The 12,885-nt window shown below is 45.7% G+C and carries 6 protein-coding genes; 1 reads left to right on the top strand and 5 read right to left on the bottom strand.

Features of this window, described 5'->3' with window-relative positions:
* Positions 1-416: 416 nt before the first annotated feature.
* The 5 genes from IEV61_RS06125 to IEV61_RS06105 all read right to left on the bottom strand — a co-directional run bounded on the left by IEV61_RS06125 (position 417) and on the right by IEV61_RS06105 (position 9,663).
* Positions 417-2,588, bottom strand: a complete 2,172-nt coding sequence (locus IEV61_RS06125; RefSeq protein WP_188414776.1) for a glycoside hydrolase family 3 C-terminal domain-containing protein — start codon at positions 2,586-2,588, stop codon at positions 417-419.
* Between the two features lie 20 nt (positions 2,589-2,608).
* Complete coding sequence (locus IEV61_RS06120; RefSeq protein WP_188415070.1) at positions 2,609-3,478, bottom strand: glycoside hydrolase family 16 protein; 870 nt, start codon at positions 3,476-3,478, stop codon at positions 2,609-2,611.
* Positions 3,479-3,598: 120 nt separating this feature from the next.
* On the bottom strand, positions 3,599-4,987 hold the full coding sequence (locus IEV61_RS06115) for a PKD domain-containing protein (RefSeq protein ID WP_188414774.1): 1,389 nt from the start codon (positions 4,985-4,987) through the stop codon (positions 3,599-3,601).
* A gap of 21 nt (positions 4,988-5,008) precedes the next feature.
* Entirely contained in the window at positions 5,009-6,580 is a 1,572-nt protein-coding gene (locus IEV61_RS06110; RefSeq protein WP_188414772.1) for a RagB/SusD family nutrient uptake outer membrane protein, read from the bottom strand.
* Positions 6,581-6,591: 11 nt separating this feature from the next.
* A complete protein-coding gene (locus IEV61_RS06105) occupies positions 6,592-9,663 on the bottom strand; it encodes a SusC/RagA family TonB-linked outer membrane protein (protein WP_188414770.1) in 3,072 nt (1,023 codons plus the stop codon).
* Positions 9,664-9,990: 327 nt separating this feature from the next.
* Between IEV61_RS06105 and IEV61_RS06100 the strand changes: the two genes are divergently transcribed.
* The gene (locus IEV61_RS06100; RefSeq protein ID WP_188414768.1) at positions 9,991-12,882 is read left to right on the top strand and encodes a triple tyrosine motif-containing protein; all 2,892 of its coding nucleotides are present in this window, start codon (positions 9,991-9,993) and stop codon (positions 12,880-12,882) included.
* Positions 12,883-12,885: the final 3 nt, after the last annotated feature.

Genomic DNA, 12,885 nt, shown 5'->3' with positions numbered 1-12,885 from the left:
AGCGATGATCGCCTGATTAAACGCCCGCAAAGTAGCTTAAAAAAACGCTACAGGGAAAAATAGATGCAATTGGTATAGCTAACATGTATTTTAAAACAGGTTGAATGTTTTTTACAAGTCTTTCAACTAACTAACCTTAAGTTGGTAAGAGCGCTTTATTCATTAAATTATACGTTTAAATTAAACCTTTTGGGCGTTACCCTTCGGGTCAGGCTTTACACTGCCAGTCCTCATTCCGCTACGCTGCATTCCGGGCTTTCCGTTGCAATCCTTAACGCAAACTGCATCGGAGGCTTTTTACACTTCATTTTTTGTACAAAACAACCAGGCTTACACACATTTTTACATGGCATACAAACAAAAAAGCGCAGCTCCAATTAAGAAAGCTGCGCTGTTAACCTGTCTTGGTTATTAAATTATAAAGTGGCTGTGCCTGTCAGGTTAATGCTGTTAGAAGCACCGCCTACTAAAATATCATAGTTTCCTTTTTCCATTACCCAGTTGTTCGTTACATCGTTAAAATATTGAAATGCATCCTGGTTTAGAATAAGCGTTACCTGCTTTTTCTCCCCGGGTTGTAAAAATACTTTGTCAAAAGCTTTCAACTCCTTTTGAGGGCGGGGCAACAACGATTTTTCCTGGTGAACATATACCTGCGCCACCTCGGCGCCGGCAGTTTTACCGGTATTAGTAACGGTAAAAGTTACGGTGGCTTTGCCGTTAGCCGCCTGAACCTGCATGCCGCTATATGCAAACTGCGTGTACGATAGGCCATGGCCAAAGGCAAACTGCGGCTCTACCTTATAAGTATCAAAATAACGGTAACCTACATAAATATCATCGTTATAGTATACTGTGTTACTGTCTTTACTGTTAGGAAAATCGCCCAATACATGATCTGGTGCCTCGGCCAAAGTTTTTGGGAAACTCATAGGTAACTTACCCGATGGATTTATCTTTCCATAGATAATGCCGGCCAGTGCGTTGCCACCCTCCATGCCGGGGTACCAGGCCTGGATAATGCCCGGTGTGTTTTGTGCCCACTGAGTCATATCAATAGGTCCGCCGCCAATAAGCACCACAATGGTTTTAGGATTAGCTTTAAGCACCGCCTTAATCAATTCATCCTGACCAAAAGGCATGTTCATGTTCGGCTTATCGGTATCTTCAGCATCGTAAGCGTTATCGGCCCATACGTTGTAATCGTAACCATGCGTCCAGCCGCCTACTATCACGGCAACTTCCGCTTTTGACGCCGCATCGGCCGCTTGTTTGATCATTGCAGCATCGGCCTGTGCGCCGCGCTCAATTTTGTAGCCTTGTGCGTAAGTGATCTTTACACCTTTGGCTGCTTGTCTTTTCAGGCCTTCTAAAGCAGTCACCTCGTAAAAGGCCTTAATTTGCGAACTGCCACCACCCAATCCCTGCGGACGGTTAGCATTAAAACCTATAACCGCAATTGATTTAACCTTTGAAGTTAAAGGCAAAATGTTGTTTTGATTTTTCAGCAGCACAATGCCTTCTTCGGCTATTTTCCGGGCAGTTTGCTGATGCTCTTTGGTATTGAAACTACCTTTTTTACGTTGCTTATCAATAACGTGGGTTTTGAGCATCACGTATAAGATGCGCCGAACCTTGTCATCAATAATATACTCGGGCGTTTTACCGCTTTTTACCAGCGCTACCACCGTATCGCCTAAGAAGTACTTGCGGTAATCGGGCACTTTGCCTAACGAGAGGTCAGTACCCATTTCTACGTCGGTACCGTTCCATAGTGCTTGCTGCGTATTGTGTACTGCACCCCAGTCGCTAATTACGGCGCCTTTAAAGCCCCATTCCTTTTTAAGGATCTGGTTCATTAAGTAATTATTGTGGGTAGCCCACTCGCCGCGTACTTTGTTGTACGAACCCATGAGTGTGTATACGCCACCTTCCTGCACGGCTGCTTTAAAGCCTGACAGGTAAATTTCGCGCAGGGCACGCTCGCTCAGTTCCACGTTAATGCTGGTACGTTTGGTTTCAATATTGTTGACCGCGTAATGTTTTACACAAGCCGCCACACCCTGATCCTGCACCCCTTTAATGTAGCCTACCGCCATGCGCGATACCAGGTAGGGGTCTTCGCTCTGGTACTCAAAATTGCGCCCGTTCAATGGCGAACGAATAATATTGATACCCGGGCCTAAAATTACATCCTTACCCCGGTAAGCGGCCTCGCTGCCTAATACCGAACCAAAAGCATAACCTAATTTAGGATTCCAAGTGGCGGCCAAGCATACGCCGGTTGGCAAATACGTGCTGGCATCGGCAATGCCCATGCTGTCGGCATAAGTGCGGCCGTGCTCGAGGCGTACACCATGCGGACCATCGGACATGACCCACTCGGGTATACCCAAACGCGGTACACCACCAGACGTAAATGACGAACTGCCGTGAATGAGGCTCACTTTTTCCTGTAGCGTCATTTGCTTCAACAGCGCATCGGCTTTTTGGTAAACGTCGGCATCTGTTTGAGCAAAAGCGATACTTTGCTGTAAGAGCAAGGCAGCCAGTGCGGCACCGCTATATAATAATCTACTGATCTTCATCCTTTATATTCCGCTTTTGATTATTTCTCTATCATTTTATAAACACGAACGTAATCAACTTCCATGGCTTTTGGAAAAATGGTTTCGTCTACACCTTGCGCACCGCCCCAGTTACCTCCTACGGCCAGGTTTAGTAATAAATGGAATTTTTTATCGAAAGGCCAAGTTGCATAACCTTTACCATCGTTTACAAATTCAAATATCTTTTGATCGTCTATATAACCGCGTACGGCGTAAGGCGTCCAGTCTACACGGTATAAATGAAAGGCGGTAAATGCATCATCAATCTTTTTGGCATCACCTTTTTGGGTGCCGATAGCACCATTGTAAGCGTCTGTATGCACGGTAATATGCACGTTGGTTGGATCGTAACCTACGTGTTCCATAATATCTATCTCGCCCGATTTTGGCCAGCTGCCGTAAGCAAAATCTGTTGGCAGCATCCATATGGCAGGCCAGGTGCCACGGCCCGAAGGCAATTTAGCTTTGATCTCGAATCGACCATACAAGAAGTCGCCTTTACCTTTGGTTACCAGCCTGGCCGATGTATAGGCATTACCGCCCACATTCTCTTTACGGGCTGTAATGGTTAAAATACCATCGTTAACCGATGCATTGTTCATGCTGTTGGTATAATTTTGCAACTCATTATTACCCCAGCCGCTACCACCCAGGTCATAGCCCCATTTGGCAGCATCGGGCAATCCGTTGGTGGTAAACTCGTCTGCCCAAACGGGCGTAGTTTCAAACGACCAGCCCTTGTCTGTTGGTGGGCCCGCCACTACTACCGGCGTACCCGGGTCTACCGGCAGGGGTTTTAAGTCTTCTTTTCCGGAACAAGAGATCAGCAGTCCGGCTACGATCAGCTTTCCTAATAATAAAGTATGCATTTTGGTTCGTCTTAATTTGCTTAAAGCCATATAACTATTCTTTTTCATCACGTTTTTCAATATCTCCCTGCAGAGAAATAGTTAAGCCGCAGCACAAGGCTGCGGCAAAATCACATTATTCTATTTCTGTAGTTCGAAGTTCCCTAAATAAAATATACCCGGAACCTGGTGACCTTCGCCACCCAATTGCAGCACAATCTGGTCATATACCGTAGAGCTTGCAACGCCCGAAAAGTCAAATTCAAGTTCAACCCATTGGTTTAGGGTGGCTACCTGTTTAACTACTTCGGTTTGGGTTTGCCATGCGTTACCACCCGTTAACGAGTTTTGTAGCTTAACCGATACCTGTGGTTTAAGTGTTCCGCTGTAATCGTTAAAGCTCGGGAAGAAAACTTTTACCTTGAACTTGTTGCGGGCGCTTAAGTTAAGGCGATAGTCTAAAGTAGTTTGCAGGTTACCGTACTGGTTAGCATCGCCGGTTAAACGCTGATAGAAACCTACTTTAGCTGCAGTATTAGCCGCTTGCGGGAAAGGGTTATCAAAGTTATTTTTAAACGTTATACCATCGGCTTTCCAGGCAATATTGCCGGTGCCGTCAAACTTATCGGCAATATCATTTGCTTTAAGCGGCTTTTCAACTACCGGGCGGGTGTAGCCTTTAGGTGCTAAGCGCAGGTACCAGTACAGGGCGGGGCTGGCTTTATCGCCCACACGTAAATACATCTCGTTCTCACTTAACGTCAGAATTTCGTATTTGGATACGCCGGTGTAATAACCCAGAAAACCACCGTTTGAAATGGTCAGAAACTTTTTGCCACCCTCTTCGCTAATACTCCAGCTCAGGTTAGTTGGCGGGGTATAATTCAGGGTGACATCGCCTCCCGCAGTGCCGCCTATACCGGCTGCATTGGCTCCGTTGGCAAAAGTATTACCATGATTAATGTAGGTATACTTTAGGTTATTGCTCAAGGTAAATACCATTTCATCATCGTACAAACCTTCAGATGCTTTTTCGTTGGCAGCAGCCTGATAATATTCAGGAACTGAAGAGGTAGTTGGCCCTACCCCCAGGTGACCACCAACGCCTTTTTCAATAACCCAGGTTTTACCCGCGGTATTAGAACCGCCTCCGGTCAGGAAATTATAATCAGGGCGGTTAAGCATTTCGGGCTTGGTTTGGGCTATGGTAACGGTTTGCGTGCTTGATGCAAAACCGCCGCTGGTAAACACCGTAAGCTTAACGGTATAAGTACCCGCCAAAGCAAACGAACCGGTAATTTCTTCTCCACTGCCGGTTTGGCCGTTACCTAAATCCCACACGGTTTTGGTTACCGGGCCCGATTGATTTTTAAACACAATGATGTTACTGTTGGTGGCCGTTGGTGTGGCCGAAAATTTCACCTGCGCGCTGGTAGGTGCCGCACCCAACTCGGGGTCGTCTACCTTACATCCCATCCATGAGAGTACCATCAACAGCAGTAAGGTTGATTGATATAGATATGCTTTCATTTTCTTGATTGATTATTGGTCTTAAAAATTAGGTTTCAACACCGGGCACTGGTCGCGCTCGCTTTGCGGTATAGGAAATAAACCCTTGGTAGCCTGGTTAAAGGTTACGTTATAATCTACCTGGTCGCCATTGTAGCCCGGTCCGCGCTTGCCGCTTATAGTAATGGCCTGCGCAGCGGCAGGTAAACCCTGGCGTAACAGATCCCAGTAGCGAATGCCTTCTAAGGCCAGTTCGGCGCGACGCTCCTGGTATATGGCCGCTAATGAAACTGTTTTGTTAGGCAGGCTTACCCTTCCGCGTACTTTGTTCAGGTAGCCTTGTGCGCTACCACCGCCGTTGGCCAAGTCAAGTTCAGCAGCCATCAGCAATACATCCGAATAACGGATTGAGCGGTAGTTATTACCCCAGTTTAACTCGTACTGACCGGCAGTAGTGCGGTACTCGTTAGTAGTGGTATACTTTTTACTGAAGAAACCGGTGTGCTGGTAGCCGGTAGTCACCTTGCCTTTCAGGTCGGTTTCCATATTGATAATGGTAGCCGCACGGCGCGGATCGTTAGCTTCGTAAGCATCGTACAACTCCTGGGCAACCGGGGCAAAGCTCCAGCCAGTGTTATAACTAGGGTCTCCATCAATACGAGGGCCTTGCATTTGCGGCTGCATGTTGCCCTCGCCGCCCTGAATGTAGTTCCAGTCAAACCATGGGTTATCGTTGGAATAAGAAATCTCCCAAACCGACTCTTTACTAAACTCATTGGCTTTGGTAAAGTTATCGGCATAGTTGGTCAATAAATCGTGACCGCTGTTAGCGATCAGATCTTTTAATTGCGTAAGCACATAAGCGCCGTTCACTGCTACCGAACCGGCCTGTAATTCGGCTTTGTAAACGCCTTTATAGAAAAGGTAGATACGGCCCAATAAACCCTCGGCCGACCAGCGGGTGGCATGTGCCTTGCTGGTACGCAAATCTGACTTATCTAAAACCGGGATGGCTTCTACCAGGTCTTTGGCTATCTGGTTAAAGGTTTCGGCCGGGGTAGCTTGCGCGGTACAGTACTCACTCGGCGCCTGCGGAGCCAGTATCAACGGAATGTTGCCATACCATTTAGCCAGGTCGAAGTAAAAGAAAGCGCGCAAAAACTTGCACTCTGCGGTAATTTTTGCCTTGGCAGCATCACTCATGGTAATGCCCGGAAGCTTTTGCAACAACAGGTTTGCTCGGTAAATACCGGTATAATGGTTAGCCCAATATACACGGATCAGCGAGTTATTGGTTAACAATTTCTGCTGGTCTATCTGGATCATTTCAGGCGAATCGGACCTGCTGCCGCCACCTGCGTACGAATCGTCCGAAGCTATGTCGGCCATCATCGGGTCGGGACTAAAGCCGCCACCGCCGGCATTCGTATGCCATTGCAGGGCATCATAAACGCTGTTCAAGGCTTCGTTGGCATCCTTTTCTGTTTTATAGAAATTTTGTTCTACCCGGTTATCAAGCGGGGTAAGCTCTAAAAACTTTTTGCAGCCGGTTCCTGCCATGGTAAGCAAACCTGCTAATATAATAGTGGTGGTATATTTATTAATGTTGTTCATGTGTTACAGATTTAGAAAGTTGCACTTAAACCTAAACGGAAGGTACGCGCCTGCGGATAGATACCGCGGTCGATACCAATATCCAAGCTGCCACGGGCACCAATTTCTGGGTCGAAACCGGTATAATTAGTCAGTGTAACCAGGTTATCGCCCGATACATATAAGCGCAGGGCCTGTAATTTCAGCTTGGTGGCAATGGTCTTATTAAGCGTGTAGCCTAACTGCAGGGTTTTTAAACGCACATAGTCGCCATCTTCCAAATAAAGGTTTGATATACGTGTGTAATTACCGTTAGCATCGTTCCAGGTAAAACGCGGATACTGGTTAGTGCTGCCCTCGCCGCTCCAGCGGTTAAGGTACAAGGTTTGCATGTTGGTGGTGTTCAAATCCTGACGGCGGGTACCGTTAAAGATCTGGTTACCAAATGCCCCGGTAAAGAAGCTATTTAAGTCGAACCCTTTGTATGATAAACCCAAAGTAAAACCACCTGTAATTTTAGGCGTAGGGTTACCGATCATGGTACGGTCGTTAGCATCAATAATACCGTTGCCATCCAGGTCTTTAAACCTAACATCGCCCGGAACAGCATCAGGCTGAATTTTCACACCGTTGCGGCTGTAAGCATTTACCTCGGCTACGTTTTGAAAAATACCATCGGTTTGGTAGCCGTAAAAGTAAGAGAACGGCATACCAACGGTGCTGCGCTCTACCTGTCCGTAAGTAGAAATACCGGCACCGCCCAAAATGCCCTCGGCATTGTTAATTTCGGTAACCTTGTTTTTGTTAAAGCTGCCATTGATACCTGCATTGATCTTTAATTTACCAAAGCTTTGCTGATAAGTTAAGGCCAGCTCAATACCCGAGTTACGTACCGAACCACCGTTGGCCGTACCGGCAGGTACACCCACGCTTAGCGGGATAGGCACTTGCAGTAACCAGCCTTTGGTAGTTTTGATATAATAATCGGCCGTAAAGGTGAACATATTACGCAGGAAGGTAAGGTCTAAACCGATGTCGGTTTGTTCAGAAGCTTCCCATTGAATATCGGGGTTGGCAATGTACGATGGTGAAGCACCGCTGGTATATCCGTTGCCGCTGCCGTTATAATAAGTATAACCACGGCCTACACCAATAACCGCGGCCCATGGGTAATCGCCTATACGGTCGTTACCATTTTGACCCCATGAGGCACGCAGCTTACCAAAGGTGAGAATGTCATTTTTAGGAATGAAACTTTCCTCGGTAAAGATCCAGCCGGCAGATACCGCAGGAAAGTAACCGAACGGATGATTGCTGCCGAATTTGGAAGAACCATCGCGGCGGATGGAGGCCGACAACAGATACTTATCTGCATAGCTATAATTAGCCCTCGCAAATAAGGAGAACAAGGCACTTTGGCCTGCCCCGCCGGTAGCTTTTGCCGTACCGGCATCAACGGCTAGGTTAAGGTAAGCCATATTAGGGTCGGTTACTACTAAACCACTGTTTGAACCATACAGGCTTTCCGCATTTTCCCGACGGCTGGTGGTACCTAAAGTTACGCCCAGGGTATGCTTGCTGAAGGTTTTGTTATAGTTCAGCACGTTTTCGGTCTGCCATGTGTAATAGCGGTCAACACTTTTTGATACGCTTGAGGTAACGTTTTGCTGGGCTGTATTCAGGAAAAATACAGGACTATAGCCGTTACCATTCACATAAGCGAGATCTATACTAAAAGTGGAACGAAACACCAGGCCGTTAACGATTTTCAATTCAGCGTATGTGTTGCCTACCAACTTATCAACACGGGTACGGCCATTGGTTACCGCTAAGCGAGCCAACGGGTTAACAATTTCCTGTGCTACGTAAGGCGAAATGCCATACAGGTTACCGTTACCATCGCGTACAGCATTGGCGTTATAACTTGCCGCACGTGCCGGGTCGTTTTCTATCACCGGGGTAAGCGGGTCTAAATTAATGGCGTTGCTTAATATACCGCCAAACTCCTGGTTAGGGTCAATAGCGGTACGGCTAATGTGTGAGTAAGCCACATTTGCGCCAACTTTTAAAAAGCTTTTTACCTGGTTATCAGAGTTTGCTCGGAAGGTATAACGTTTAAAATCAGACTTGTCGCCGCCAACTAATCCCTTTTGATCGAACAAAGAAAAGTTGATGGCATAGCTATTTTTGTCGGTACCACCGTTAACAGCCACCTGATGGTTGTACATAGGGGCATTTTTTTGAAACACCGCTTTTTGCCAGTCGGTACCGGTACCGGAAGGGTACTTGCTAATATCGGGGAACGGTATGCTATTGCCTGCATTGGCGGCACCTTCGTTCATCATGACCACGTATTGGCGGGCATCCAACAGGTTCATTTTACGCCATGCGTTTTGAATACCGTAATACCCATCGTAGGTAACACTGGTACGGCCGTTCTTAGCGCCGCTCTTAGTAGTAATTAAAACCACACCATTACCGCCACGGGCACCGTAAATAGCCGCCGAAGCCGCATCTTTCAATACATCCATAGATTGAATGTCGGACGGGTTCAGATAGTCGATACCTCCCACCTGGAAACCATCTACAATGTAAATAGGCGATGCATCGCCGTTGGTACCAATACCACGGATACGCACAGTTGGCGCATCGCCGGGCTGACCCGAAACGTTAGTGACCTGCACGCCGGCAACACGACCTTGTAAAGCCTGTTCAATACGCTGGACCGGGGTTTGCGTAATTTGATCGGGCTTAACAGACGAAATAGCCGACGAAACATTGCGGCGCACCTGCGTACCGTAACCAATCACCACTACATCAGCCAGTCCTGTGGCACGATCGGTCATGATGATGTTGATAACAGAATTATCGGTAACTGTATACCGTTGAGTTTCTAAGCCTATTTGGCTAAAGACTAATACTGTACCCATTTTAGGTACATTTAGCTTGAACTCGCCATTAGTGCCGGTAGATGTACCACCTGTACCACCTTCTATGGTAACCGTTACCCCTGGTAACGGAGAGCCATCGCTCTTTTGCATAACTTTTCCTGTAACCTGCAACTCCTGAGCCTTAAGCCCAAACGCATGCAACAGAAAAAACATTAAAAAAAATGTAATTTTTCCTTTCATAGAAAATCATAAAATGGTTTATAAAAAATTGGTAAATTGGTTACAGGTTGGCACCTGTTTGTGGCATCAAATATAAACCAGTAATTAAACTCTGTACATTTTAGGCATCCTAAATAACCTATACAAGACAAATTATACCCCTCAATATTAACTAATTCACCACTACACAGTTACAATTAAGGCAACACAAATCATTAACTATAAATGACTTACATATCTTTCACACTCCTACACCTTATAAAAATACTTTTTTATAAGGTGTAGCTTTATTTATGGTATTTATTTAGCTTTACGTAATTAATGAAGCAAGCATTACTAACCATATTAACCTGCTTTACATTCATCTTATCGAACGCACAGAACCCCATTGGGCTACCACAAATTGTTAATTACAGCAATTTGGAGTATAAAGGTGGGATTCAGAACTGGGCCATTGACCAGGATAAAGATGGCAGGATGTATTTTGCCAATAACGAAGGTTTGCTGTCTTTTGACGGCAAGCACTGGAAGCTGTATAAGCTGCCCAATAAAACAGTTGTGCATTCCTTAAAAATAGATGCTTCTGGTAAAATATTTGTGGGTGCTCAAGATGAATTAGGTTATTATCTTTCTAATAATCAAGGCATCCTAACTTTCCATTCCTTAAAATCTATTATCCCGGAATCGAGCCGGCAGTTTGCCGATGTTTGGAACATTTGCCAGGCCGGAAGCGAAACTTTTTTCAGGACGGTTGAAAAGATATTTTATTTAAAAGACGGTACGATCAGTGTTTTTAAGACCAATACCGAATGGATTTATCTTGGCGCTGCACAAAACCAGGTTTATGCACAGCAGAAATATAAAGGCCTTATGCAGTTTAAGAACGGTACCTGGCAACTGGCCTGCAACGCCCCGGTTTTGAAAGATGATATTGTTACCTCGGTTGTTGATTATACCAAAGATACACTGCTGATTGCTACCCTCCGAAACGGCTTATATCTACTCACGGGGAATAAGCTGATCAAGAAAATCACCCAAGCCGATGAGATCTTTAATACCAGCTATATATACTGCGCCATACCGGTTAATAAAGACTGGTTTGCCATAGGTACTACAACCTCAGCGTGTTACATCATAGACCATTCTGGACGAATTGTCCAGCATTTTTCTAACGAGGAGGGTTTGCAGAAAAACTATATCCGTAATTTGTTTACCGACCGGGCCAAAAATCTTTGGCTGGCCTTAGACGATGGGATAGATTTTGTGGCTTTCAATAGTGCAATCAAGCAAATTTTCCCCGACGCCAAGAAGCAGATCAGCAGCTACACGTCGTACATTTTCAACAATAACTTATATGTGGGTGCCTCTAACGGCTTGTTTGAGCTGCCTGTAAATGCGGCATTGAAAGATTTGAGCTATGCCCGCGGGCAGTTTAGGGAGGTTACCAACCTCAAAGGCCAGGTATGGGGACTGCGCGAAATCAATCATCAACTGTTGTTAGGTCACGAAGACGGAACCTTTATAGTGGAAAAAGACCAGTTAACACCGGTTAACAAAAGCATAGGCACTTGGCTATTCGAACCGCTATCAGCCGTAGAACCTGCCCCCGAAGCTGTAGCCGGCACATATGATGGCTTGCAACTATTACAGTTTGACAAGGGAACTTTTACCAACGCCGGGCAAATTACCGGATTGGATAAAACCTCGCTCCGTTTTATGGCTTATGATAGCAACAGCAACGTGGTTTGGGCTTCGCACCCCTACCGTGGTGTGTTCAAGCTAAGCCTCTCGGCTAACCATCGACATATTATTAAAAATGAACTACTTACCGTTAAAAACGGGTTGCCTGCCACCTTGGGCAATTATCTTTTCCATATTAAAAACCGCATTGTAGTAGCTACATTGAAAGGCATTTATGAGTTTAACGATCATACCCAGCGCTTTGAACGGTCGGCCTACTTTTATCCCTATTTAAAAAACACCAACATTCATTACCTTACCGAAGACCACGCCGGCAATGTATGGTTTGTTACAGAGAAGAAATTAGGGGTAATTGATTTCACAAGTGATAGCAGCCATCCAACCGTTGTATACTTCCCCGAGTTGACCTCTAAACTGGTATCGGGTTTTGAGCATATCTATCCGTTTAACCAAGAAAACATCTTTGTAGGTGCCAATAAAGGCATTTACCATATTAATTTTTCAAAATACCGCGAACAAAGCAAACGGCTTGATGTACTGCTTACCCAGGTAAAGGTTTTTGATAAGAAAGACAGCGTGGTTTATGGCGGTTACGGCAAAAACCTATCAAAAGACCAAGTTAAGCTGCCCTATGACCTTAATTCCCTGCAATTTGAGTTTTCGTCTACCCTTTTTGAGCAGCAAAACACCATTGAGTTTAGTTACCAGTTAAGCGGTTTCGACAAGCAATGGTCGGCCTGGAGCACCAAGGCAGAAAAGGAATATACTAATTTACCGGCCGGCACCTATACCTTTAAAGTAAAGGCACGCAATAACTTAGGCAACGAATCGAAAGCGGTAGAACACGTTATTGTTATTGAGCCAGCCTGGTACCAAAGCTGGTGGTTCTACCTATTCCTGGTGATATTTGCCGCCGGCTCTATATACCTGCTTATTAAGCGGCAGCAAAAGCAACATTTAAAGGAGCAGGAAAAACTCAAGTACCTCCACCAACTCGAACTGGAACATAACGAGCGAGAGATCATGAAGTTACAAAACGAAAAGCTGGTAGCCGACGTAGGCTACAAGAACAAAGAACTGGCCTCAACCACCATGCACCTGGTACAAAGGGGTAAGCTGTTATCCAAAATTAAGGAAGAACTATTACCCCTGGTAAGCAGCAACAATGGCGATAAAGCTGTGGAGTTTAAGCGGGTAATACGCCTGCTTAACGAAGCCGAACGCAACGACGGCGACTGGGAGCAGTTTGCCATGCACTTTGATATGATACACTCCAACTTCTTAAGCCGGCTAAAGGAGCGTTTCCCCGATCTTAGCTCTAACGACCTGAAACTCTGCGCCTATTTAAAGATGAACCTAACCTCCAAAGAGATTGCCCAGTTAATGAGCATTACCATAAAAGCCGTAGAGGTGAGCCGTTACCGGCTGCGTAAAAAGATGCAGATACCATCGGATATGCCGCTGTTTAATTACCTCATTAATGCCATTAACCACAGTCAGCAAGAGCATTAAAAA

The organism is Mucilaginibacter galii (assembly GCF_014635825.1).
GTDB classification, from domain to species: Bacteria; Bacteroidota; Bacteroidia; order Sphingobacteriales; family Sphingobacteriaceae; genus Mucilaginibacter; species Mucilaginibacter galii.
Note: the sequence above shows the minus strand (reverse complement) of the source record. Positions and strands in the feature narration are given on the sequence as shown.

Bases quoted from the DNA above. Each gene is read 5' to 3' on its own strand.
- IEV61_RS06125 (WP_188414776.1), bottom strand. From the start codon at position 2,588: ATGAAGATCAGTAGATTATTATATAGCGGTGCCGCACTGGCTGCCTTG.
- IEV61_RS06120 (WP_188415070.1), bottom strand. From the start codon at position 3,478: ATGCATACTTTATTATTAGGAAAGCTGATCGTAGCCGGACTGCTGATC.
- IEV61_RS06115 (WP_188414774.1), bottom strand. From the start codon at position 4,987: ATGAAAGCATATCTATATCAATCAACCTTACTGCTGTTGATGGTACTC.
- IEV61_RS06110 (WP_188414772.1), bottom strand. From the start codon at position 6,580: ATGAACAACATTAATAAATATACCACCACTATTATATTAGCAGGTTTG.
- IEV61_RS06105 (WP_188414770.1), bottom strand. From the start codon at position 9,663: ATGTTTTTTCTGTTGCATGCGTTTGGGCTTAAGGCTCAGGAGTTGCAG.
- IEV61_RS06100 (WP_188414768.1), top strand. From the start codon at position 9,991: ATGAAGCAAGCATTACTAACCATATTAACCTGCTTTACATTCATCTTA.